Annotated in this window: 18 protein-coding genes, 1 pseudogene and 1 riboswitch; of the genes and pseudogenes, 10 read left to right on the forward strand and 9 right to left on the reverse strand. The window is 70.6% G+C overall.

The genetic code is table 11. The features are described from left to right. Window positions 1–38 precede the first annotated feature (38 nt). Both ACFWM7_RS19355 and ACFWM7_RS19360 read right to left on the reverse strand, forming a co-directional pair. Complete coding sequence (locus tag ACFWM7_RS19355) at window positions 39–1,238, reverse strand: S1 family peptidase (protein WP_383262286.1); 1,200 nt, start codon at window positions 1,236–1,238, stop codon at window positions 39–41. Window positions 1,239–1,424: 186 nt separating this feature from the next. Continuing rightward, window positions 1,425–2,984 carry an ABC transporter substrate-binding protein gene (locus ACFWM7_RS19360; protein WP_383262287.1) on the reverse strand — a complete coding sequence of 520 codons (1,560 nt, stop codon included), beginning with the start codon at window positions 2,982–2,984 and terminating at the stop codon, window positions 1,425–1,427. A gap of 378 nt (window positions 2,985–3,362) precedes the next feature. Here ACFWM7_RS19360 and ACFWM7_RS19365 point away from each other — a divergent pair, with 378 nt between their 5' ends. After that, the gene (locus ACFWM7_RS19365; protein WP_383262290.1) at window positions 3,363–3,695 is read left to right on the forward strand and encodes a hypothetical protein; all 333 of its coding nucleotides are present in this window, start codon (window positions 3,363–3,365) and stop codon (window positions 3,693–3,695) included. A 26-nt stretch (window positions 3,696–3,721) separates the two neighbouring features. On the opposite strand, the gene ACFWM7_RS19370 is transcribed toward ACFWM7_RS19365, so the two are convergent. Beyond that, complete coding sequence (locus tag ACFWM7_RS19370; RefSeq protein WP_383262292.1) at window positions 3,722–6,562, reverse strand: LuxR C-terminal-related transcriptional regulator; 2,841 nt, start codon at window positions 6,560–6,562, stop codon at window positions 3,722–3,724. Window positions 6,563–7,054: 492 nt separating this feature from the next. Between ACFWM7_RS19370 and ACFWM7_RS19375 the strand changes: the two are divergent. From ACFWM7_RS19375 to ACFWM7_RS19395, 5 genes and pseudogenes are all read left to right on the forward strand, one after another. Continuing rightward, window positions 7,055–7,539, forward strand: a pseudogene (locus ACFWM7_RS19375) (diaminopimelate decarboxylase); the annotation flags it as partial. Between the two features lie 394 nt (window positions 7,540–7,933). Then, window positions 7,934–8,023 carry a K(+)-transporting ATPase subunit F gene (gene kdpF, locus ACFWM7_RS19380; RefSeq protein ID WP_010058599.1) on the forward strand — a complete coding sequence of 30 codons (90 nt, stop codon included), beginning with the start codon at window positions 7,934–7,936 and terminating at the stop codon, window positions 8,021–8,023. An 8-nt stretch (window positions 8,024–8,031) separates the two neighbouring features. Beyond that, window positions 8,032–9,696, forward strand: a complete 1,665-nt coding sequence (kdpA, locus tag ACFWM7_RS19385; RefSeq protein ID WP_383262294.1) for a potassium-transporting ATPase subunit KdpA — start codon at window positions 8,032–8,034, stop codon at window positions 9,694–9,696. After that, on the forward strand, window positions 9,693–11,801 hold the full coding sequence (gene kdpB / locus ACFWM7_RS19390; RefSeq protein WP_383262295.1) for a potassium-transporting ATPase subunit KdpB: 2,109 nt from the start codon (window positions 9,693–9,695) through the stop codon (window positions 11,799–11,801). Before kdpA ends, kdpB begins: the two co-directional genes overlap by 4 nt. Window positions 11,802–11,807: 6 nt before the next feature. After that, window positions 11,808–12,479, forward strand: a complete 672-nt coding sequence (locus ACFWM7_RS19395; RefSeq protein ID WP_383262297.1) for a potassium-transporting ATPase subunit C — start codon at window positions 11,808–11,810, stop codon at window positions 12,477–12,479. A 77-nt stretch (window positions 12,480–12,556) separates the two neighbouring features. Here ACFWM7_RS19395 and ACFWM7_RS19400 read toward each other — a convergent pair whose 3' ends face one another. From ACFWM7_RS19400 to gcvT, 5 genes are all read right to left on the reverse strand, one after another. Then, entirely contained in the window at window positions 12,557–13,201 is a 645-nt protein-coding gene (locus ACFWM7_RS19400; protein WP_383262299.1) for a hypothetical protein, read from the reverse strand. Between the two features lie 112 nt (window positions 13,202–13,313). Further along, window positions 13,314–14,699 carry an L-serine ammonia-lyase gene (locus tag ACFWM7_RS19405; RefSeq protein WP_383262302.1) on the reverse strand — a complete coding sequence of 462 codons (1,386 nt, stop codon included), beginning with the start codon at window positions 14,697–14,699 and terminating at the stop codon, window positions 13,314–13,316. A 172-nt stretch (window positions 14,700–14,871) separates the two neighbouring features. Next, window positions 14,872–16,131, reverse strand: coding sequence for a serine hydroxymethyltransferase (gene glyA, locus ACFWM7_RS19410; protein WP_383262306.1), 1,260 nt, complete (start codon window positions 16,129–16,131; stop codon window positions 14,872–14,874). A gap of 18 nt (window positions 16,132–16,149) precedes the next feature. Beyond that, the gene (gcvH, locus tag ACFWM7_RS19415) at window positions 16,150–16,527 is read right to left on the reverse strand and encodes a glycine cleavage system protein GcvH (RefSeq protein ID WP_010060008.1); all 378 of its coding nucleotides are present in this window, start codon (window positions 16,525–16,527) and stop codon (window positions 16,150–16,152) included. A gap of 147 nt (window positions 16,528–16,674) precedes the next feature. Then, entirely contained in the window at window positions 16,675–17,799 is a 1,125-nt protein-coding gene (gcvT, locus tag ACFWM7_RS19420) for a glycine cleavage system aminomethyltransferase GcvT (RefSeq protein ID WP_383262310.1), read from the reverse strand. A gap of 177 nt (window positions 17,800–17,976) precedes the next feature. After that, window positions 17,977–18,074: riboswitch (glycine riboswitch) on the reverse strand. Window positions 18,075–18,249: 175 nt separating this feature from the next. On the opposite strand from gcvT, the gene ACFWM7_RS19425 reads away from it, so the two are divergent. The 3 genes from ACFWM7_RS19425 to ACFWM7_RS19435 all read left to right on the forward strand — a co-directional run bounded on the left by ACFWM7_RS19425 (window position 18,250) and on the right by ACFWM7_RS19435 (window position 20,738). Next, window positions 18,250–18,942: an AAA family ATPase gene (locus ACFWM7_RS19425; protein WP_383262312.1), complete on the forward strand. Its 693-nt coding sequence runs from the start codon at window positions 18,250–18,252 to the stop codon at window positions 18,940–18,942. A 70-nt stretch (window positions 18,943–19,012) separates the two neighbouring features. Further along, window positions 19,013–19,783 carry an enhanced serine sensitivity protein SseB gene (locus ACFWM7_RS19430; RefSeq protein ID WP_383262314.1) on the forward strand — a complete coding sequence of 257 codons (771 nt, stop codon included), beginning with the start codon at window positions 19,013–19,015 and terminating at the stop codon, window positions 19,781–19,783. A 166-nt stretch (window positions 19,784–19,949) separates the two neighbouring features. Beyond that, window positions 19,950–20,738: an enhanced serine sensitivity protein SseB C-terminal domain-containing protein gene (locus tag ACFWM7_RS19435; protein WP_383262316.1), complete on the forward strand. Its 789-nt coding sequence runs from the start codon at window positions 19,950–19,952 to the stop codon at window positions 20,736–20,738. A gap of 15 nt (window positions 20,739–20,753) precedes the next feature. Here the strand turns inward: ACFWM7_RS19435 and ACFWM7_RS19440 are convergent, their stop codons facing one another. Then, window positions 20,754–21,167, reverse strand: coding sequence for a hypothetical protein (locus tag ACFWM7_RS19440; protein WP_383262318.1), 414 nt, complete (start codon window positions 21,165–21,167; stop codon window positions 20,754–20,756). A 235-nt stretch (window positions 21,168–21,402) separates the two neighbouring features. Here ACFWM7_RS19440 and ACFWM7_RS19445 point away from each other — a divergent pair, with 235 nt between their 5' ends. Continuing rightward, window positions 21,403–23,073 carry an ABC transporter substrate-binding protein gene (locus tag ACFWM7_RS19445; RefSeq protein WP_383262320.1) on the forward strand — a complete coding sequence of 557 codons (1,671 nt, stop codon included), beginning with the start codon at window positions 21,403–21,405 and terminating at the stop codon, window positions 23,071–23,073. The last annotated feature ends 44 nt before the right edge of the window (window positions 23,074–23,117 follow it).

Below are 23,117 nucleotides of genomic sequence, written 5' to 3' on the forward strand. Positions count from 1 at the left end.
CGCGCGAGCACCCCCGGCCGGCCCTGTTGCGGGTGTGCCTAGTTGGTGGTGAGTGTCAGCCCGTAGTAGCGGAGGGTGTCGTCGAGCGGCTGGAAGTACGAGGAGCCGCGCGAGTTGACCCCGCCGGTGCACTGCTGGTCGGTCGGGCCGCCGGAGGTCATGCCCTGGGCCTGGTTCCCGGAGATGTACGCGCCGCCGCTGTCGCCGCCCTCGACGCAGACGCTGGAGGTGGCCAGGCCGCTGACGACGGTGTCGGGGCCGCCGTTGAGGTCGATGTAGGTGACGGTGTTGTTGTAGGAGCCGATCCTGCCGCAGGTCCAGCCGGTGGTGGCGCCGGACTTGCAGACCGCGGCGCCGGACGAGGCGCGGGCGCCGCCCCGGACGGCGACCGGGCTGCTGTTCCCCCAGGTGCCGACGCTGGTGGTGATCGAGTGGCCGGAGTTGACGGTCGCGATGCCCATGTCGACGCTGCGGGTGCCGAGCGCGTAGCGGGTCTTGTAGCCCTGGGCGAAGGCGGCCCCGTCGTAGCGCAGGGTGTTCGTGACGCAGTGGCCGGCGGTCACCAGGTACTGCCTGCCGGCGCTGTCCCGGGCGCCGTAGCCGACGGAGCACCACTGGGTGGTGTTGTTGAACGTCATCTTGCTGCCGGGGTAGATCGCGGCCTTGGCCTCCAGCTTCTCCTGGCCCCGCACGATCCGGACGGCGGAGCCGTGCTCGGCGGCCTTGGCGAGGAACGCCTTGGCGGCGGCTCCCCGGTCGTTGTTGACCTTGACGGTCACCTGGTCGGCGGGCAGGTCCACGGACCAGGCGACCACGCCGGAGGGGGTCTTGGCGGCGGCGGCCCGGTCCAGCCCGGCCTTGATTCTGTCGAGTGCCGCCTGGCCTCTGGCGGCCACCCGGGCGTCGAGGCCGGCCTTCTCGATCCGGGCCGCCTCGGCCTGGTCGCCGGCGTTGACGGTCAGCTCGCCGGAGGCGTCGAAGAACGCCCCGTCGCCGGATATACCGCGCTTCTGCAGACCGGCGAGCTTGGCCTGCTGGGCGTCCTGCCGGTCCAGCCGGTCCACCGCGGCCTTCTCGCTCACACCGAGCGATGCGGCCAACGCCCGTACCATCTCGGGCTGGTAGCGGGGGGTGGGTGCCACGTCCTGGGCCTGCGCCATGGTCTGCGTTCCCAGGACCGTGGAGGCCGAGAGCACGACGCCTGCGGCGGCAAGACAGAACTTACGAGAGTTGCGCACGCTGATTCCTTCCGGATGACAGCCGGAGACCCGTATGGGGGGTGAAGCGCCGGGCCCCGGCCGACGGCGAGTTCAGAACTCGCCGCGAGCCGAACTATTGAGGCCCGGCGTCCGCCGGGATACCCGGAGCGGCGCATTCACGGATACGCAGATAATGCGAGGGCGGCCTCGGGGCCTCGAAGCGCCTCAGAGCCGGCTGAGTTCCCACAGGCGCCAAACGGCGTCCTCGGCGAGCCGGTGCCCGCCCAGGACGGTGGACCGCGTCACCACCTGGCGCTGTCGGTGCCAGACCGGGATCAGGGGAGCGTCCTTCGCGATCGTGTCCTGGACCGCCCGGAACCGCTGCATGGCCTTGCTGCGATCGGTGAACCGCTGGGTGTCCCTGATGGCGTGGTCGACCTCGGCCGACGTGTAGCCGTTGCCCAGGACGTTGCCGGTCCCCACCAACGGCTGGACGAAGGTGTCCGCGTCGGGGAAATCAGGCATCCACTGGTAGAGGTGGACGTCGAAGTCGCCCTTCAGGCACCGCTTCTGGTACGTGGTGAAGTCCCGCTCCTCGACCAGCTCGACCCGGAACAGGCCGTCCTTCTCCCACTGCTCCTTCAGTACGCGCGCCTCGACGGCGGCGATACCGGTCTGGTGGCCGAGTCTGATGCGCACCGGGGTGGTGAGGCCGGCGGAGCGCAGGCGCTGCGCCGCGTACGTGGGATCCGCCTCCGGGTAGCGGTCGAAGAACGCCGTGCTGTGTCCGACGACGCCCTGCGGGACGAGTGAGTACAGCGGCGTCACCGTGTGCTCGAACACCTCGCTCGCCAGATGCCCCCGGTCGATGAGTGCGGCGAGGGCCCGGCGGGTCTCGGCATGCCCCAGCGGTTTGTGCGGGGAGCGCAGGTTCAGCACGAGATAGTGCGCCTCGGCGCTGTCCCCGGCGGAGAGGCGCACGTCCGTGTCGCCGGGGTCGATCTCCGCGAGGGTCGCGGCCGGGAGTCCCGCGTAGGCGATGTCGACCGTTCCGGCGTTCCAGGCCTCCTCGACGTTCTGCGCCGTCTCGAAGTAGTGGACCTCGACCGCGACCCCCCGCTTGGTCACGGCGCCCCTGTACGCGCCGTTCGGTTTCAGGGTGATCGATTTCCCGGCGGTGTAGGACGCGATGACGTAGGGCCCCGACCCCGAGGCGCTCTTCTCCGCCCGCAGCCGGTTGGACGGGAACTCCGCCGGGTCGACGATGGACCCCGCCCCCGTGGCGATCTTCGACGGCCAGGTGGCATCCGCGGTCGCGAGGTTGAACGTCACGTGGGAACCCCGGACGTCCACGGAGAGGAGGTTCGCGAACAGCGGTCCCGGCCCGAGCGGATCCCGGATGCGCAGAATGCGTTCGAACGACTTCTTCACCGCGGTGGCCGTGACGGGTTTCCCGTTGGAGAACGTCAGGTCGTCACGGAGCTTGCACCGGTACGTGGTGAGTGCGGGGCCGGTGAATTCACAGGACTCGGCCGCGTCGGGCTTCGGGGTGGGCGACCCGGCCTCGAAGGTGAGGAGGTTCTGATAGATGTTGTTGAAAACGGCCCAGGATCCGGCGTCGTACACTCCGGCGGGGTCCAGCCCCGCCAGAACACTGGACGTCCCGATGACGATGGGCTTTTCGTTCGCGGTCTCGGCCGGAGATAACTGGCAGCCGCTGGCGAACAGAAGTGCGAATGATCCTGCCGCGGTTCCGAGGCGGATGAATTTCATGGAGGTGCTCATGCTTCCCTTGGTCATGGGCATGGCAATGCTGGTGTCGGTGGATGGAACCTAGTGACAGAGCGTGCGCATTTTTATCCGTAGGCGTGAATCACGGATACGGCGTCGTGCGCACCGCCCGGCCCGCTCCGCCACCGGTCCCGCCGGATGTGCGGTGAACGTGGCCGAGCCGCCCGGGGAACACCGGGACGCGTAAGGGAGGCGTAGGGGATACGTATAGGTGATCGGGCCGTTCCGGATATTGCCGGCCGGGCGCAGCTCGTACGTTGGGAGAACCTGTCAGCGGTGGATCCGAGGCAAGGGAACTCAGCCCTGCCGGCGCGCATCCGTCGCAGCCCGTGCCGGTCGTGCGGGAAACCGCGACACCGAGGAGATGGCGTCATGGCCGAGCTCTACTTCCAGGTCAATGTCCCCACCCGGAACTCCGTGCAGCCCGAGCGGTGCGGCCTGCACGTCTTCACCGGGTCCGCCGAGACCGAGTCGGACGCGCTGCGCATCGCGCGCGAGGCGTGCGACGCTGCGGTCGCCGCACAGAAGGCGGGCTGCGCCATCCCGCGCCGGCGCCCGGACGGCTGGGGGGCACGCGGGGTACGTTCCGGTTGGGTGTTCGACTGGCCCGCCGCGACCGTGGCCGTCTGGCGGCACGACCGGAGCTTCTGGGCCGACCGGTCGTTTCTGCCCGTGGGGGACGGGCGCCCCGGGAACGTCCCGTAGCGCGGCCCCTGCCCCAGGGGTGACCGTCAGAGCCGGTGGGCGAGGTCGCGGCGGGAGAGCGCGCCGGTCTTCCGCATGGCCCCGGCGATGTGCTGCTCCACGGTCCGCGGGGAGAGGTGCAGGGTCGCGGCGATCTCCCGGTTGGTGAGCCCGGACGACGCGAGCTGTGCGACCTCCGCCTCCCGGGGGGACAGCTGGTCGGAGTGCGAGGGACGCCCGGGAGGGCGGCCCTTCTTGGCTGGCTGCCGGGTGCGCAGCAGGGCCCTGGCCCGCGTCGCGTCCCAGACGGCGCCCAGGTCGGTGAAGTGCTGGGCGCAGGTCTCCAGTTCGGCGATGGCCGACGCGGTGGCGGTGGGGTCGGAGGCCGGGGCCGCCGACGCGGCGGTGCCCTGGCCGGCCACGACTGCCCGGAGCTCGCCCTCCCCGGCCCCACCCGCCTCGCCCTCCCGGGGCTCGCCCGCCTCGGCCTCTTCCGAGGGGTCCGAGGGGTCCGCGGGGTCAGAGGCGTCCGCGGCGTCCGCCGCCAGCACGCAGCGCCCGGCGCCCTCGGTGGTCAGCGCCTGGCTGTAAGGGCGGGGGAGTTCCGCATAAGCCGCCGCCGCCTTCCGGTACGACTCCGCGGCCGCCAGCAGACCGCCCGGCCGCCCCTGGGCCAGCGCCTCGCTCTCCGCGAGTACGGCCCGGCTCCAGACCAACGCGGCCCTGGCGGCGGGCGCGTCCCGCTCCCCGAGGCCCTGGGCGAAATCCCGGACCATGGCGTGCGCCGCGGCCGTGTCGCCCGCGCGCGCCAGCGCCTCCACGGCCCACGGCGCGAGCTCCGCCGCCCAGGGCCACACCCCCTTCTCGGCCACCACCGCCCAGGCCGCACGGGCCTGCTCCGCCGCGGCGGCCACCTCCTGGCGGGCCAGCGTCAGACGGATCACGGCGCCGGCCGCCGTCGCCCCCAGGGGCACCGGCAGGTTCTCCGTCCCGAACGTCCCCCGCTGGGACAGCCAGGACCTGGCCTCCGCCCAGTCCCCCTGGGCGACGGCGAGCAGGCCGCGTACGACATAGGCGTCGGAGGAGAGGAACGGCATGTCCGCGGTGTCGGCGATGAACTCCTCGCACCGTGCGGCCAGACCCAGCCACTGACCGGTCCACCACTCCTGGAGCAGCCGCGTCCCCGACGCACTGTGTTCCGTGTACGGCGAACCGCTGCGCGCGGCCAGTTTGCGCCCCTCCGTCAGCAGGCCGTCCACGCGCCCGTAGAAGCCGAGCCAGACCGCGGAGTCCGCCGCGTTGCACAGACCGCGTGCCGCCTGCCGGGCGCACGCGGGGTCCGTGCTCTTCACGGGCAGCCGCCGCACCAGGTCCCACGCTTCGGGGTCGGCCCAACTCATCGCGAGCCCCACGTGGTTGGCCAGCACCGCCGTACGCATCGCCTCGTCCCCGTTGTCGTCCGCGGCGGCCATGGCCTTGATCAGCCAGCCCCGGTGGACGTCGAGGGAAGCGCCCGGCCAGTAGGGGGTGACCAGCGCCGCCATGGCCCGGGCGGCCAGCACGGACCGGACCTCGCGCAGTTCGGCGGCGGCGATCTCCAGCACCCGCCAGCCCTCGGCGAACCGGCCCATCTGGTTGGAGAGCATCAGCCCCAGGTCGAGCCGCAGCTCCCCGCGTACGGCCGGGGGCAGGGCCGCGTCCTGCACGATCTGCGCGAGCACCTCCACGGTCTGGTCCGAGCGCAGCCCGGTCACCGCGTTCCGGGCCAGCAGCGGCGCCAGCCGGGCCCGGGCCTGCGGGGAGATGCCGGGTGCGGCGAGCGTCCGCTCCAGGAGGGTGATCGCCTCCTGGTGCCGGCCGGACGCCGCCGCCGACTCGGCCGCCTTCTCCACCGCCCGCAGCCACCTGCGGTACTCGCCCGCCGCCCGGTGGTGCTCGCCCACGGCGGCCCAGGCCACGGGCTGTCTGCGGCTGAGCGCGGCCGCCGCACGACGGTGCAGATCCTGCCGTACGGGACCGGGCACGGTGGCGCGTACGGCCGACGCGACCAGCGGGACGGCGAAACCGTAGCGGCCCTCGCCCAGCTCGGCCAGTGCCGCGCTCTCCAGGGCCCGCAGCAGCGCGTCGCTCCCCGGTACGGCCCCGAGCCCCGACACCGCGATCAGCTCGTCACGGGCTGCGGGCCCGTCCAGGACGGCGGCCGCCCAGACCAGCGGCCGGTGCGCCGAGGACAACGTGTGCGTACGGCTCAGTGCCAGCTCCGCCGGCCGGGCCGGCACCCCGGCCGCGGCCACCTCGGCGGCCGTGCCGGTGAAGGCCGGCCGCTGTTCCCGCAGCAGGGCCAGCAGGTCGACGACCGCCCGGGGCACCCCACCGGTCCGCTCGTGCAGCGCCCCCACGGCCTCGGCCGTACAGCCGCTCTCGCCCAGCACCTGCGCGGCCGCCTGCCGGACGCGTTCCTCGCCCCAGGGCGCCAGCCGGTCCCCGAGCACCGTCAGCCGGAACGGATACGTCATGGCCGAACCGCCCAACGGCAGCCCGGGGGCGGAGAGTTCCTCGGGGCGGTAGGTCACGGCGGCCGCCGACCCCGGCTCCAGCCCCGCCAGCACCCGGCGCAGCCGCCGCAGCTCGTCCTCGCCCGCCCGGTGGACGTCGTCCACCAGCAGCAGGGTCGGCTCCCGCCAGAATCCGTCCTCCTCCGGCTGCCCGCCGTCGACGCCGCACCGCCACCACAGGCGGGCCACCTCCGGCGTCCGGGGCAGGCCGGCCAGTTCTCGCAGCAGATGACTCTTGCCCAGCCCGGCGGAGCCTTCGACGAACAGCAGCACCGGTTCGGCGTCCCGGTCGGCGAGAGCGCGTGCGAGGGACCGCAGAGCAGAACCACACATCGCGATCACGTCACCCTCGCTCTCCGTCGCCCGGGGCCCGGACCCACCACAGTGATGCCTCGCCGGGCCGGCCGCACCTCTTCTTCACGGAAGGTCGCCGACAGTCACGTTCCGTGCGCGTCGCGCGTACATGCGTACATGCGGATGCCCGGGCGTACGGAAGGCCCCTCGGCGAAAACGACGCGCAGCGGAGCACGCTCGGCCGACTGCTGACCCGCAGGGCGCAGTGCCCCTCCGGCTGGGACCTCGAAGGGCGACGCGCGCGGGTTCCTTCCGCAAGCCCGGTCACCGCGGCCCGAAGCTATGCCATCCCCGCGCTCCGGTTACATCCGGGGAGCCCGATCCACGGATACCTGATCAATTGCTCCGCCCGCCCGGGCGGCACCGCGTGTCAGCGATCCGTATGAACGCGTCGGCGGCCGTCAAGGTCGCGTCAGGTGGCAGGGCCGTGCGTGCCGGGGTGGGCATAGCTTCGACGTCGCGCGCTTCGGTCTGGACGACCTGTCCGTCTGGCCGGCGTCCACCGCCCGCCTTCCGCAGGGGCACGTGAGCGTCGGCGGGGTCTCACTCGTCGACATGGCCGACCGTTTCGACACCCCCGCCTACGTCCTGGACGAGGAGGAGATACGCGCGCGGTGCCGGACGTACCGAGCGGCGTTTCCCCAGGCCGATGTGGTGTACGCGGCCACGGCGTTCCTGTCCCGGGCGGTGGTGCGGTGGATCGACGAGGAGGGGCTCGGGCTGGACGTCTGTTCCGCCGGTGAACTCGAACTCGCGGTCACGGCCGGATTCCCGCCCGAGCGGATGGTGCTGCACGGCAACGCGAAGACGCCGCGCGACATCGGGACGGCGCTGCGGCTCGGCGTCGGGCGGATCGTCGTCGACAGTCCGTCGGACAGAAGTTCGGCCTGTCCCTCACCGACGGATCGGCCCAGCACGCCTTCGCCCGGGTGCTCGGTCAGCATCAACTCGAACTTTGGGCCGCCCGCCGGTCGTCGCCGTGCACGACGGCACGGCACGTCTGCTGATCCGACGCGAGACACAGGAGGACTTCCGGCGGCGCGACATCGGCGCCTGAGGGTTGTCGGGAACGGTTCACGCCCGTCCCTCTCCGTGGTGCGAGCGAAACGCTTCGTGAGCGCCTGCCGGTCTGTCGCGTCAGACGGGCGTCAAGGGTTTCCCGGAATTCGTATGGGGCCCGTCAAGGTGGCTTATCCCCGGGCCGAATCCGAGGTTTGCTCATATCGGCCGTTCGGCCGATTCCCTTCCTCACGTCAATCAGGAGCTCACGATGGCCGATCTGGCCTTCGTCGTCACCACGGTCGCGGTATTCGCACTGGTGGCTTTCATCGCCCGGGGGGTGACCAAGCTGTGACCGCCGAGAACATCGTCGGCCTTGTCGTGGCCGTGTCCCTGCTGGGGTATCTCGTACTGGCCCTCCTTTACCCGGAGAGGTTCTGAGCGCCGATATGAGTTCCCAGACCGCTGGTGCGCTCCAACTCATCGCCCTGATGGCCGCACTCGCCCTCGCGTACCGTCCGCTGGGCGATTACATGGCCAAGGCCTATTCCTCCGAGAAGCACTACAAGCCGGAGAAGTGGATATACAAGGTAATCGGCGCCAATCCGGCCGCCGAAATGCGCTGGCCCGCCTATCTGCGCGGAGTGCTCGCCTTCTCGGCGGTGAGCGTCCTCTTCCTGTATCTGATGCAACGGGTACAGGGATCGCTGCCCGGCTCGCTCGGATTCTCCTCGATCGACCCGGACCAGGCGTTCAACACCGCCGCTTCCTTCGTCGCCAACACCAACTGGCAGTCGTATTACGGCGAACAGGCCATGGGCCACGTCGTGCAGACCGGCGGCCTCGCGGTGCAGAACTTCCTGTCCGCCGCCGTCGGCATGGCCGTCGCGGTGGCGCTCGTACGGGGCTTCGCCCGCTCCCGTACCGGTGAACTCGGCAACTTCTGGGCCGACCTGGTACGCGGCACCGTCCGCATCCTGATCCCGATCTCGGTGATCGGCGCGATCGTGCTGGTCGCCTGCGGGGCGATACAGAACTTCTCCGGCATCCACCAGGTCGGACAGTTCATGGGCGGCACACAGGAGTGGAACGGCGGCGCGGTCGCCTCCCAGGAGGCCATCAAGGAGCTGGGCACCAACGGCGGTGGCTACTTCAACGCCAACTCCGCCCATCCCTTCGAGAACCCGAACCCCCTCTCCAACCTCTTCGAGATCTTCCTCATCCTGCTGATCCCGTTCGCGCTGACGCGGACCTTCGGCCGGATGGTCGGTTCGCTGAAGCAGGGGTACGCGATCCTCGGCGCGATGGCCGTCATCTGGATCGGCTTCACGGCCCTGATGATGTGGACCGAATTCGCCCACCGAGGGCCCGCGTTCGAGATCGCGGGCGGGGCCATGGAGGGCAAGGAGACCCGCTTCGGGATCGCCGGCTCGTCGATCTTCGCGGTCGCCACGACGCTGACCTCGACCGGCGCGGTGAACTCCTTCCACTCCTCGTACACCGGGTTCGGCGGCGGCATCACGATGCTCGGCATGCAGCTCGGCGAGATCGCGCCCGGCGGTGTCGGCTCCGGCCTCTACGGCATGCTGATCATGGCGATCATCGCCGTGTTCATCGCCGGTCTGATGGTCGGCCGCACCCCGGAGTACCTCGGCAAGAAGATCGGCACCCGGCAGATCAAGCTCGCCGCCTGCTACATCCTCGTCACCCCGGCCCTGGTGCTCGGCTTCACCGCGGTCGCGATGGCCCTGCCGACCCCCGCCGACTCGATGACGAATTCCGGCGCACACGGCTTCTCCGAGATCCTGTACGCCTACACCTCCGGAGCCAACAACAACGGCTCCGCCTTCGCCGGACTCAACGCCGACACCCAGTGGTTCAACTCGACCATCGGCATCGCGATGCTGCTCGGCCGGTTCCTGCCGATGGTGTTCGTCCTCGCCCTGGCCGGTTCGCTCGCCGAGCAGAAGCCGGTCCCCGAGACGGCGGGCACGCTGCGCACCGACAAGCCGCTCTACGCGGGGCTGCTCGTCGGCACGATCCTCATCATCACCGGACTCACCTACTTCCCGGCCCTCGCGCTGGGCCCGCTTGCCGAAGGGCTCGCCTCATGAGCACCGTCACCCCTACCCGCGCTCCGCACGGAGACATCCCGCCGGCCGGCGGCCACGGGACCGCCAACCGTGTCGGCAGCGGACTCTTCGACCCGCAGCAGCTCCTCAAGTCGTTCCCGGACGCGCTGCGCAAGCTCGACCCGCGCGTGATGATCAAGTCGCCCGTGATGTTCGTCGTCCTGGTCGGCTCGGTAGTCACCACCGCGCTCGCGGTCACGGACCCGACCGACTGGTTCGGCTGGGCGATCACCGCCTGGCTCTGGCTGACCACGGTCTTCGCCAACCTCGCCGAGGCGGTCGCCGAGGGCCGGGGCAAGGCCCAGGCCGACACCCTGCGCCAGGCCAAGAGCGGCACCGTCGCCCGCCGCGTCATCGGCACGGACGAGGAACGGGTCGCGGGGACGGACCTGCGCATCGGCGACTTGGTGGTCTGCGAGGCCGGAGACGTCATCCCCGGCGACGGGGACGTGGTCGAGGGCGTCGCCTCCGTCGACGAATCCGCGATCACCGGCGAGTCCGCCCCGGTCATCCGCGAGTCCGGCGGCGACCGCTCGGCCGTCACCGGCGGTACGAAGGTGCTGTCCGACCGCGTCGTCATCAGGATCACCACCAAGCCGGGCGAGACCTTCATCGACCGGATGATCAACCTGGTCGAGGGCGCCTCCCGGCAGAAGACGCCCAACGAGATCGCCCTGAACATCCTGCTGGCGTCCCTCACCATCGTCTTCCTGCTCGCCGTGGTCACCCTGAAGCCCTTCGCGATCTACGCGGGCGCCGACGACCAGACCTCGCTGATCGTGCTCGCGGCGCTTCTCGTCTGTCTGATCCCCACCACCATCGGGGCCCTGCTGTCCGCGATCGGGATCGCCGGCATGGACCGCCTCGTCCAGCGCAACGTCCTGGCCATGTCCGGGCGCGCGGTCGAAGCCGCCGGCGATGTCTCCACGCTGCTCCTCGACAAGACCGGCACCATCACCCTGGGCAACCGGCAGGCCGCCGAATTCCTGGCGGTCAAGGGCGTCCAGGAAGCCGAACTCGCCGACGCCGCCCAGCTCTCCTCGCTCGCCGACGAGACCCCGGAAGGCCGGTCGATCGTCGTGCTGGCCAAGGAGAAGTACGGGCTGCGGGAGCGCGACCGGGGCGAGCTGACCGGTGCCGCATGGGTGGCGTTCACCGCGCAGACCCGGATGTCGGGCGTCGACCTGGACGGGCGCAAGGTCCGCAAGGGCGCCACCGGTTCCGTCGTGGCATGGGTGAAGGAGCGGGGAGGGAGTGTCTCCGAGGACGCGCAGGCGCTCACGGACCGGATCTCCCAGGCCGGCGGTACGCCGCTGCTGGCGGCCGTGGAAGACGCTCGTGGCCCGAGGGTTCTCGGAGTGATCCATCTCAAGGACGTGGTGAAGGAGGGCATGCGGGAGCGGTTCGACGAACTGCGCCGCATGGGCATCAAGACGGTCATGATCACGGGTGACAACCCGCTGACCGCGAAGGCGATCGCCGAGGAGGCCGGGGTCGACGACTTCCTGGCCGAGGCGACGCCCGAGGACAAGATGGCCCTCATCAAGCGGGAACAGGCCGGCGGCAAGCTCGTCGCGATGACCGGCGACGGGACCAACGACGCCCCCGCCCTGGCCCAGGCCGACGTCGGCGTCGCCATGAACACCGGCACCTCGGCCGCCAAGGAGGCCGGCAACATGGTCGACCTCGACTCCAACCCCACCAAACTCATCGAGATCGTCGAGATCGGCAAGCAACTCCTCATCACCCGGGGAGCGTTGACCACCTTCTCCATCGCCAACGACGTCGCGAAGTACTTCGCGATCATCCCCGCCATGTTCGCCGTGGCGTACCCGTCGCTGGACAAGCTCAACATCATGGGCCTGGCCTCGCCCGAGTCCGCGATCCTGTCAGCCGTCATCTTCAACGCGTTGATCATCGTCGCGCTGGTGCCGCTCGCCCTAAAGGGCGTCCGCTACCGGCCCGCGAGCGCGGACAAGATGCTGCGCCGCAACCTCGGCCTGTACGGACTCGGCGGCATCGTCGCCCCGTTCATCGGCATCAAGCTCATCGACCTGCTCCTCTCCTCCATCCCCGGAATCGGCTGATCCGCCATGACCGACAACACCGTCAGCAGCACGGCGCGCGTGCTCGGAGCAGGGCTGCGAGCCCTGCTCGTCCTGACCCTCGTCTGCGGGGTCATCTACCCGCTCGCCGTGACCGGGGCCGCCCAGGCCCTGTTCCACGACAAAGCCAACGGCTCCGAACTCAAGGACGCAAACGGCCAGGTGGTCGGCTCCTCCCTCATCGGCCGGCGCTACGACCTCCCGCCGAAGGACGGCGAGGAGTCACCCGCCCCCGACCTGAAGTGGTTCCAGCCGCGCCCCTCCAACGGCCTCGGCAGAAACAGCGTCAACACCCAGTACGCCCTGCTCCTCTCCGGCGCCACCAACCGCTCCGGCGACAACGAGGAGCTGATCCAGTGGGTGAAGGACGCCAAGGCGGCCGTGGTGAAGGACAACTCCACCGCCACGTACAAGGTGAACCCCGCCGACATCCCGCCCGACGCCGTCACGTCCTCCGGCTCCGGCCTGGACCCGGACATCTCACCCGCGTACGCCGAACTCCAGGTCCACCGGGTCGCCGAGCGGAACGGCCTCGACGTCAAGGAGGTCGAGGACCTGGTCGCCGACCACACCACCGGCCGCCTGCTCGGCTTCATGGGCGAGCCCCGGGTGAACGTCCTGGAGCTGAACACCGCGCTCAGGGACCGCACCCAGGACTGATGGAGCCGAGCCCGGGGCAGTGCGGGCCGGCCAGGAGGGCTCGGCGGATGCGGTGATCGTGCTGCCCCCGGCGATCTTCAGACGATGTCGTCGCCGTTCTCGTCCACGAGGCCGAGCCGCAGCGACGCCACGATCTCGTCCACCCGCTGGGCGTTCTCCTCCGTGAGCCGGATCTTCTCCCACGTCGCCGTCACCACGACCAGGCTCCGCATGCCGGGCGGGAACACCGCGTACCGCACGAACTCGGTGGTGCGGCGGCCGAGACCGAGCATGCGCCTGATCTTCAGGGTCGCCCGGACCCGCGTCGCCGGGCCCGCTGGCAGCTCCAGGCTCGTCACCTCCGGCTCCCCGGCCACCACGCCGTTCTCCCACTCCAGGAGAAGCGGAACAACCTCCTCCGCCGTGGGACGCGGCACGCCCTCGTCGCCGTACGAGTCGATGACGAGGTCCACCAGGGCCTCACCGCTCTCGGCGTAGTACGCCGCCGCCAGCGCCGGAGCGTCCTCGTTGAGGCCGAGCGCCCGGGCGGCCAGGTCGTCGCGGACCGCGCTCTTCCCGATCTCCGGCGACAGCGGGTCGAGGCGGTCGACCGTCTCCCTCGCCAACACCCTCGCCGCTGCCTTCGAGCCGTCGGGCAGCGTCAGGTCGACCCAGCCCGGCGTGAGGTCGAGGCGGACCGCGAAGTCCTCGGAGAGCGGCGGGACGTCGTCAGGTGTGTTCACGGGGTTCACCGGGTTCCTTTTCCAGAGGGCCTCCCGCATCGAGGCTCCGTCAGGGACTCGACGTCGCCGACCAGGGACTCCGGGAACGCCCTGGTCAGGACCCATCATCCGCCTAGCACTCGATGATGTTCACCGCGAGCCCGCCCCGGGCCGTCTCCTTGTACTTGACGCTCATGTCGGCCCCGGTCTCCTTCATGGTCTTGATGACCTTGTCGAGGGAGACCTTGTGGCTGCCGTCGCCCCGCAGCGCCATCCGTGCCGCCGTGACCGCCTTCACCGCCGCCATGCCGTTGCGCTCGATGCAGGGGATCTGGACGAGGCCGCCGACCGGGTCGCAGGTCAGGCCCAGGTTGTGTTCCATGCCGATCTCGGCGGCGTTCTCCACCTGCTCGGGGGAGCCGCCGAGGACCTCGGCGAGGGCGCCGGCCGCCATCGAGCAGGCGGAGCCGACCTCGCCCTGGCAGCCGACCTCGGCGCCGGAGATCGAGGCGTTCTCCTTGAAGAGGAGACCGATCGCCCCGGCCGCGAGGAGGAAGCGCACGACGCTGTCCTCCTTCTCCGCCTCGGTGCAGCCGTGGGACGCGAAGTTCATGTAGTAGTGCAGGACGGCCGGGATGATGCCCGCCGCGCCGTTCGTCGGGGCGGTGACGACGCGGCCGCCCGCCGCGTTCTCCTCGTTGACCGCCATCGCGTAGAGGGTGATCCACTCCATCGCGTGGGCCTGCGGGTCTCCCTCGGCGCGCAGCTGGCGGGCCGAGTTCGCGGCGCGGCGGCGGACCTTGAGGCCGCCGGGGAGGATGCCCTCGCGGGACATGCCGCGCGAGACGCAGGCCTGCATGACGCGCCAGATGTCCAGCAGGCCGGAACGGATCTCCGCGTCGGTGCGCCAGGCCAGCTCGTTCTCCAGCATCATCGAGGAGATCGACAGGCCGGTCTCGCGGGAGAGCCGCAGCAGCTCGTCGCCGGTGCGGAAGGGGTGCTTGAGGACCGTGTCGTCCGGGACGATCGGGTTCTCCCCGGCCACCGCGTCCTCGTCGACGACGAAGCCGCCGCCGACCGAGTAGTACGTCTTCTCCAGGACCGGGGCGCCCTCGGCGTCGTACGCGAAGATCGTCATGCCGTTGGCGTGGTACGGGAGCGCCTTGCGGCGGTGCAGGACCAGGTCGTCGTCGAAGGCGAACGGGATCTCGTGCATGCCCAGCAGGTTGATCCGGCCGGTGGAGCGGATTTCCTCGACCCGGCCGTCGGCGGACTCCACGTCGACCGTCTGCGGTGACTCGCCCTCCAGGCCGAGCAGGACCGCCTTGGGCGTGCCGTGCCCGTGGCCGGTCGCGCCGAGGGAGCCGTACAGCTCGGCTCGTATCGAGGCGGTGTGCGCGAGCAGGCCCTCGTTCTTCAGGCGGCGCGCGAACATCCGGGCGGCGCGCATCGGGCCCACCGTGTGGGAGCTGGAGGGGCCGATGCCGACCGAGAAGAGGTCGAAGACCGAGATGGCCACGGGAGGACTCCTTGGGGGGTGGGAAGACGCCGTTGTCTGCCTGGGTGGTGCGGGACAAGCGGGGTGAACAGGGACGAGACGGATTGCCGGGGGCAAGGAACGGGGCACCGCGCTCACTTCTCTCCAGTGTGCGCGGTGCCCCGTCCGGATGCGCGGAACCGCAGGCCAGGTGCTACTTCAGGCCGGGGTACAGCGGGAACTTCTCGGCCAGCGCGACCACGCGGGCCTTGAGGTCGTCCGCGTCGTACGACGGCTTGAGGGCGGCCGCGATGATCTCCGCGACCTCCGTGAAGTCCTCGGTGCCGAAGCCGCGGGTGGCCAGCGCCGGGGTGCCGATCCGCAGGCCCGAGGTGACCATCGGGGGACGCGGGTCGTTCGGGATGGCGTTCCGGTTGACCGTGATGCCCAGCTCGTGGAGCCGGTCCTCGGCCTGCTGGCCGTCCAGCTCGGAGTTGCGCAGGTCGACCAGGACCAGGTGCACGTCGGTGCCGCCGGAGAGGACGGAGACGCCCACCTCGGTGACGTCCGGCTGCACGAGGCGCTCGGCCAGGATCCGCGCGCCGTCCAGGGTGCGCTGCTGGCGCTCCTTGAACTCCTCGCCCGCCGCGACCTTGAACGAGACCGCCTTGGCCGCGATCACGTGCTCCAGCGGGCCGCCCTGCTGACCCGGGAAGACCGCCGAGTTGATCTTCTTGGCGAGCTCCTGGGTGGAGAGGATCACGCCGCCGCGCGGACCGCCGAGGGTCTTGTGCGTGGTGGTGGTGACGACATGGGCGTGCGGCACCGGGTTGGGGTGCAGCCCGGCCGCGACCAGGCCCGCGAAGTGCGCCATGTCGACCATCAGGTACGCGCCGACCTGGTCCGCGATCCGGCGGAAGGCGGCGAAGTCCAGCTGACGCGGGTAGGCGGACCAGCCGGCCACGATCAGCTTCGGCTGGGACTCCTTGGCGAGGCGCTCGACCTCCTCCATGTCCACGACACCGCTCTCGTCGACGTGGTACGGGACCACGTTGTAGAGCTTGCCGGAGAAGTTGATCTTCATGCCGTGGGTCAGGTGACCGCCGTGGGCCAGGTTCAGGCCCATGATCGTGTCGCCCGGCTTCAGCAGCGCGAACATCGCGGCGGCGTTCGCCTGGGCGCCGGAGTGCGGCTGCACGTTCGCGGCCTTGGCGCCGAACAGGGCCTTGATCCGGTCGATCGCGATCTGCTCGACGACGTCGACGTGCTCACAGCCACCGTAGTAGCGGCGGCCGGGGTAGCCCTCGGCGTACTTGTTGGTGAGGACGGAGCCCTGGGCCTCCATGACGGCGACCGGAGCGAAGTTCTCCGAGGCGATCATCTCGAGGGTGGACTGCTGACGGTGGAGCTCGGCGTCGACGGCGGCGGCGACGTCCGGGTCCAGCTCGTGGAGGGAGGAGTTCAGAAGCGACATCAGGGGATCCCTTGGGTCTCAGTTGCCGGAGAACGCGGTGTACTCGTCGGCGGAGAGCAGATCGGCCGGCTCCTCCGCGACGCGCACCTTGAACAGCCAGCCGCCCTCGAAGGGAGCGGAGTTCACCAGCGAGGGGTCGTCCACGACGTCCTGGTTGGCCGCCGTCACCTCACCGGTCACCGGCGAGTACAGATCGCTGACGGACTTGGTCGACTCCAGTTCGCCGCAGGTCTCGCCCGCGGTCACCGTGTCGCCGACCTCCGGGAGCTGGGCGTAGACGACGTCACCGAGGGCGTTGGCCGCGTACTCCGTGATGCCGATGGTGGCCACGCCGTCCTCGAGGGCCGACAGCCACTCGTGCTCCTTGCTGTACCGCAGCTGCTGGGGGTTGCTCATGCCCTGAATTCTCCTGTACGCGGGGGAGTGCTGATGAACGGTGGTCTTACGGTGTGAGACGGAGGTACGTCACGTCCGTGACGCCTGCGTGCGGCCTGCGTGCGGTGGGAAGGCCGGGGAACTACCGGTCCCGGTCCTTCCGGGATATCACTTCTGCCGCTTGTAGAACGGCAGCGCGACGACCTCGTACGGCTCGTGCGTGCCCCGGATGTCCACGCCCACGCCCTCGGTGCCCGGGACGGCGAAGGCCGCGTCCACGTACGCCATGGCGATCGGCTTGCCCAGGGTGGGGGAGGGGGCGCCGGAGGTGACCTCACCGATCACCTTGCCGTCCGCGACGACGGGGAAACCCGCGCGCGGAACCCGGCGGCCCTCGGCGACCAGGCCGACCAGCTTGCGCGGCGGGGCGGTCTCGGCGCGCTCGGCGGCGGCCTTCAGCGCCTCGCGGCCGACGAAGTCGCCCTCCTTCTCGAACTTCACGACCCGGCCGAGGCCCGCGTCGAACGGGGTCAGCGCGGTCGTCAGCTCGTGCCCGTACAGCGGCATGCCCGCCTCCAGGCGCAGCGTGTCCCGGCAGGAGAGCCCGCACGGGATCAGGCCGTGCGCCTCGCCCGCGTCCGTCAGCGCCCGCCACAGCTGCTCGGCGTGCCCGGGCGCGACGAACAGCTCGAAGCCGTCCTCGCCGGTGTAGCCGGTACGGGCGATGAGCGCCGGAACCCCGGCGACCGTGCCCGGCAGGCCCGCGTAATACTTCAGCCCGTCCAGGTCGGCGTCGGTGACGGCCTTCATGATGGCGGGCGACTCGGGGCCCTGGACCGCGAGCAGCGCGTACGCGTCCCGGTCGTCGCGCACCTCGGCGTCGAAGCCCTCGACGCGGGCGGTCAGCGCGTCCAGCACGATCTGCGCGTTCCCCGCGTTGGCGACCACCATATATTCGGTGGCCCCGGTCTCTCCCAGCCGGTAGACGATCAGGTCGTCCACGATCCCGCCGTCCTCCTGGACGATCATCGTGTAGCGGGCCCGGCCGTTGCCGACGGTGGCGATGTTGCCCACCAGCGCGTAGCTCAGGAAGGCGGTGGCCTCCGGCCCGGTGACGGTGATCTCGCCCATGTGCGACAGGTCGAAGAGCCCGGCCCGGGTGCGTACGGCGTTGTGCTCGTCGCGCTCGCTCGCGTACCGCAGGGGCATGTCCCAGCCCGCGAAGTCGGTCATGGTGGCGCCGAGCGAGCGGTGCAAAGCGTCGAGGGCGGTGAGACGGGGGGCAGTGCTCATGGATACGGCTCCAGGGCATGACGACGTCAGGACGGAAAATCCTCCCCATCTGTCATCGGAACCTGAGAGGTTCGCCGATAGCCCCTGACGGGGTATGCCCCTGGAGGGCGCCCCGGTTCAGGGGGCTCGGCTTGCACCTTGGGTGGAGTCGCGGGGCGACTCGCTTTTCAGATCTGCCTCATCCACGCGGTACGGGGCCTGAGAGATTCAAGGGAGGATCTTGCTCCTTCGGCGCCCGGCTCACACTGTGGCCGGAACTCTCCCGCGCGGATTCGAACGGCCGGTATGCAGTTGGCGGGGTCATCATCGCACGCATTGGGGGAGAGTGGGGGGTCAGGTCTCCACGCAGGTGAAGACATCGACGACAGGCCCGAGGTCGGTTGTGCCGTATTGCCTTTTCTTTACACTTCAGGGGCAGGCGTGGGAGACCCGACAGCAGGGGGATGGGCGATGACGCTACAGCGGTCGGTACCGACCGCGGGGGTCGCGCACGGCGCGATGCCCGCACAGCCCGGCGCACCCGTGCGGGAGCTGCTGGAGACCCGTGCGCCGGTGGTACGGGACCTGCGCGGGCGCGCGGGCTACGGCCCGCGCAGCCTCGATTTCACCGCCGGCGACATCGTCGTGGTCTCCGGGCTCCCCGGCAGCGGCAAGTCGACCCTCATCCGGCGGACCGTGCGCGCCCGTGCCATCGACTCCCAGAACACCCGCGACAGCTGGGCCGCCGCCCTGCCCCGGTTACTGCCCTACGCCCTCTACCGCCCCCTGGTCCGCGCCGCGCACTACCTCGGCCTCTGGAACGCCCTGCGCTCCGGTGAATCCGTCGTCGTGCACGACTGCGGCACCCAGACCTGGGTACGCCGCCGGCTCGCGCGGCACGCCGTGAGCCGGGGCCGGACCCTCCACCTGATCCTGCTCGACGTGACGCCCGAGGTGGCGCGGCAGGGGCAGCGCGAGCGCGGCCGCGGCGTCTCCGGCTACGCCTTCGCCCGCCACCGGCACGCGGTCGCCCGGCTGATCCGCGACACCGAACAGGGGCTGCTGCCCGCCGGCTGCAGCTCCGCGGTGCTGCTCGACCGGGAGGCCGCGGGGGCGCTCGGCCGGATCTCCTTCACGGACGACGGGGCTTCCACCACCCGCTGACCGTTAAGGTGCTGGCCGGAGCAGAGGGCCGCCGCGGCGGCCCGGGCGGTGGAGAGAGGGCACAGAGGCAGTGGACATTCCGGCACCCGCACCGGCGCACCCCCAGCAGGGGTGGCCCGCCAACGAGCTCGAAGAGGTGCTGACGGCCTCGCTCGGCGTCCCGGACGCGGGCGGCCGCCTCGTCGAGGTGCTCGGCCGCAGCTCCGTCTGGGTGCCGCTGCCGAACGGCGGCACCCCCGCGAGCGCGGACCTCGACCTGCCGATGATGGAGATCGACGGTGCGGCCTTCGTCCCCGTCTTCAGCTCCGAGGCCCAGTTCCTCAGCTGTGTCGGCAGCCACATGTCCTTCGCCGTCGCGCCCGCCCGCGACTTCGCCCGCGGCCTGCCCCCGCAGGTCGGCATCGCTGTGAACCCGGGCGGCGCGGTCGGCATACCGCTGCCGCCGCCCGCCGTCGCCGAGCTCTGCCGGGCCGGCCGCACCGCCCTGGACGGGCCCGCCACCGGCGGCCGGGTCCGCCTGTTCGAGCCGGACTGGCAGCACGACCCGGTCGATTTCCTCACCGCCGTGTCCGAGGAGTTCGAGGCGACCGGGGTGGTGAGCACCGCCCGCCGGACGCTGGCCAGCATCGAGGGCGGCGACCCGGTCCTCTTCGTCGGCGTCGAATTCGCCACCTGGGACGGAGCCGGGCAGAGCGCCCCCATGGACGCCATCGGCCGGGCGCTCGGCCGGATCCAGGTGCCCTGGCCGGTCAACCTCATCCTGCTGGATGTGGCCCAGGACCTCGTCGGCGACTGGATGCGGGAGAAAGTACGCCCGTTCTACCGGCGCGAAGGCCACTGAGCCGCGATGCGAGGGCCGCGGACGGCGGCGGGACCGGGCGCCGCCGGACCGTGGCGTCAAGTCGGTGTCAGAAGTGGCGCCTAAGCTGGTTTGATGGCGTGGTCGCTCCCGTGTGCCCGGGAGCGATGGCGTGAATGCGACGGATCGACGAGGGGCGGAACCCAGGGTGAGTGCGTCAGGCACGGCGGCGGCCGGCAAGGTCGAGCACCTGCTGCGCCAGGTGACCCCCGGGCGTTACGACGACTACGAGGCGCTGCTCGCCGCGGTCGCCGAGGGCCGGATCTGGATGCTGCTCTGGCACGGCACGGCCGGCTCACCGGACGCCCAGTACGGGAACATGGAGATCGACGGCCTGGGCTACGCCCCCTGCGTCACCTCCGCCCAGGAGCTCTCCGCCAGCGGCTGGAACCGGGCCCACGAGCTGGTCACCGGACGCGACATCGCCCGCGCCCTGTTCCCCGACCGCTGGGGCATCTGGCTCAACCCGCACGCCCCCGGCGGCGGTGTCGGCATTCCCTGGCTCGACCTGCGCCGCATCGCCACCGGCCTGGACCGGCTGCCCGCCGGACCGCTCCGGCTGACCGAGCCCGCCATCGAACTCCCGCAGTTCTACGCCCTGCTCACCCAGAACGCGCACCGCACCCCCGCGATCCGCTCGCTGCGCCGCGCCTGGGTGCACCCCGCGGTCGGCGTCCCGTATCTCGCGATCGGCCTCGACCTCTACGACACCGGCCGCGCCGCCGTCGAATCGGTGCGCGAGATGATGCGCCAGTCGGTCGGCGCGGTCCCCGAGGGGCTGCCGGTCTCCACCGTCGCCCTGTCCGACGAGTACGACCCGGTCGGCATGTGGCTGCGCGCCAACGCCCGCCCGTTCTACGACCGCGAGGCCCACGCCCCGGCGGGCCCGCCTCCGGCCGCCGCCCCGGGCTACGGATACCCGCCGCTTCCTCGCTGAGCCGAAGGGCTCCGCTCAGGGCTCCTTGACGGCGTTCAGGCGCGTGACCTCCGCCGCGTAATCGGCGGTCCGCAGCGCGGACGTCCCGGAGGCGTACAACGCGGTGCCGACCGTGGCCGCCGGGAGTGAGAGCAGGAAAGCGGCGAGCATCGTCCCCCAGCCGCGTTCGGCGGCGCAGCGCTCGCGCTCGGTCCCGGTGTGCGACGCCTCGGCGGAAGTGTCACCGGGGAAGGCACGCGCATCGCACGCGATGGTCCGGGACGGCCCGCCGTATTCGACGCTGAACGAGAAGAAGAGCTGGTAGGCCAGCCAGAGCCAGATGAGGACGGCCACAGCCACCAGCCCCCGGCCCCACCCCTGTTCGCGTACCCCGCGTCGGCGGAACTCCCTGTCGTACACCTGCGCCTGTGAACTGGTGAGGGGAACCATGCGGGGCAAGGTAGCAAGCAGGCGAAGCCCTCCGCCCTCGGTCACCCTCCGTCGAACACCCCTCGATGTCCGGCTTGTTAACTTCCCCCGGGAGGATGTCCCGGAACTGGACGGTTTGTTAACTGTCCGGGTCTCGACTAGGTCTCACCGCTATCCGGACTGTTCTCTTGCGGCAGGCACCGTCTGTAGTGTGCGGCCATCAAACCTCACCACATGGCGAACCAGGGGTGGACCCATGCGAATATTCAAGTCCCGGGCTGTCCGGGCGATCACGACAGCGGTTGCTGTCGGTCTGATCGCCACGGGCTGTTCCAGCGAGCGGGACGAGGGCGGCGCCAAGGGGGGCGACAAGGACACCTTCGTCTTCGCCGGAGCCGGTGACCCCGGTTCCCTCGACCCGGCCCTCGCGAGCGACGGCGAGACGTTCCGCGTCACCCGTCAGGCCTTCGAGGCGCTCCTGGAGCACGAGCCCGGTGGCAGCAAGCTCGTCGGCGGTCTCGCCGAGAAGTGGTCGAGCGACGAGGCCGGCAAGGTCTGGACGTTCAACCTGCGCCAGAACGTGAAGTTCCACGACGGCGAGGCGTTCAACGCCGCCGCGGTCTGCGCGAACTACGACTACTGGTTCAACTGGAAGGGCACGTACCAGTCCAGCGCGGTCTCCTACTACTGGCAGACCATCATGGGCGGGTTCGCGAAGAACGAGGACCCCGAGACGCCCAAGCCGAACTACAAGTCCTGCACCGCCAAGGACGACAACACGGCTGTCATCGAGGTCAACGAGCCCTCCGCGAACCTGCCGGGCGGCTTCTCGCTCCAGGCCCTGGCGATCCACTCGCCGAAGGCCCTCAAGGAGTACGCGAAGCAGGACGCGAGCGCCAAGGGCGACGCGATCACGTACCCGAAGTACAGCCAGGAGGCCGGTACGGTCGCCGGCACCGGCCCGTACAAGATCACCAAGTGGAACAAGGGCAACAAGGAAGTCTCCTTGACGCGCTTCGACGACTACTGGGGCGCCAAGGCCAAGGTGAAGAACCTGGTCTTCCGCACCATCTCCACCGAGGAGACCCGCCGTCAGGCGCTCCAGGCGGGTGACATCGACGGTTACGACCTGGTCGCGCCGGCCGATGTGACGACGCTGGAGAAGGAGGGTTACGAGGTCCCGACCCGTGACGTCTTCAACATCTTCTACGTCGGTATGAGCCAGGCGGCCAACCCGGCGCTCAAGAAGCCCGAGGTCCGTCAGGCGATCACGCACGCCATCGACCGCGAGAACCTCGTCAACACCCAGCTGCCCGAGGGCGGCAAGGTCGCGACCCAGTTCATGCCCGACACGGTCGCCGGTTTCTCGGACAAGGTGAAGACGTACCCCTTCGACACCGCCAAGGCGAAGGACCTCCTCAAGCAGGCCGGTGAGGAGAAGCTCAGCATCGACTTCTGCTACCCGACCGAGGTCACCCGCCCGTACATGCCTGCCCCGCAGGACATGTTCGAGCTGATGAAGGCCGACCTGGAGAAGGCCGGCATCACCGTCAAGCCGAAGGCCATGAAGTGGGCCCCGGACTACCTGGACGCCACCGAGGCGGGCTCCTGCGCCCTGCACATGCTCGGCTGGACCGGTGACTTCAACGACGGCTACAACTTCATCGGCACCTGGTTCGCCGGACCGGACAAGCAGTGGGGCTTCAAGGACCAGAAGGTCTTCGACGCCGTGAACGCCGCTTCCGAGGTCACCGACCCGGCCGCCCGCACCGAGGCCTACAAGAAGGCCAACGAGGCGATCGCGGAGTACGTCCCGGGCGTGCCGATCTCCTCGTCGCCGCCGGCCATCGCGTTCGCCAAGAACGTCAACCCGCCGAAGGTCTCCCCGCTGACGCAGGAGAACTTCGCCGAGGTCTCCTTCAAGTAATCGCACACCAGCGGGTCCGCCCGGCCACAGCAACCAGGTGGCCG

Source organism: Streptomyces sp. NPDC058375 (assembly GCF_042723425.1).
Taxonomy (GTDB): Bacteria; Actinomycetota; Actinomycetes; order Streptomycetales; family Streptomycetaceae; genus Streptomyces; species Streptomyces durocortorensis.

Bases quoted from the DNA above. Each gene is read 5' to 3' on its own strand.
- kdpB (WP_383262295.1), top strand. From the start codon at position 9,693: ATGAGCACCGTCACCCCTACCCGCGCTCCGCACGGAGACATCCCGCCG.
- ACFWM7_RS19425 (WP_383262312.1), top strand. From the start codon at position 18,250: ATGACGCTACAGCGGTCGGTACCGACCGCGGGGGTCGCGCACGGCGCG.
- kdpA (WP_383262294.1), top strand. From the start codon at position 8,032: ATGAGTTCCCAGACCGCTGGTGCGCTCCAACTCATCGCCCTGATGGCC.
- ACFWM7_RS19370 (WP_383262292.1), bottom strand. From the start codon at position 6,562: ATGTGTGGTTCTGCTCTGCGGTCCCTCGCACGCGCTCTCGCCGACCGG.
- gcvH (WP_010060008.1), bottom strand. From the start codon at position 16,527: ATGAGCAACCCCCAGCAGCTGCGGTACAGCAAGGAGCACGAGTGGCTG.
- gcvT (WP_383262310.1), bottom strand. From the start codon at position 17,799: ATGAGCACTGCCCCCCGTCTCACCGCCCTCGACGCTTTGCACCGCTCG.
- ACFWM7_RS19360 (WP_383262287.1), bottom strand. From the start codon at position 2,984: ATGAGCACCTCCATGAAATTCATCCGCCTCGGAACCGCGGCAGGATCA.
- ACFWM7_RS19365 (WP_383262290.1), top strand. From the start codon at position 3,363: ATGGCCGAGCTCTACTTCCAGGTCAATGTCCCCACCCGGAACTCCGTG.
- ACFWM7_RS19445 (WP_383262320.1), top strand. From the start codon at position 21,403: ATGCGAATATTCAAGTCCCGGGCTGTCCGGGCGATCACGACAGCGGTT.
- glyA (WP_383262306.1), bottom strand. From the start codon at position 16,131: ATGTCGCTTCTGAACTCCTCCCTCCACGAGCTGGACCCGGACGTCGCC.
- ACFWM7_RS19440 (WP_383262318.1), bottom strand. From the start codon at position 21,167: ATGGTTCCCCTCACCAGTTCACAGGCGCAGGTGTACGACAGGGAGTTC.
- ACFWM7_RS19395 (WP_383262297.1), top strand. From the start codon at position 11,808: ATGACCGACAACACCGTCAGCAGCACGGCGCGCGTGCTCGGAGCAGGG.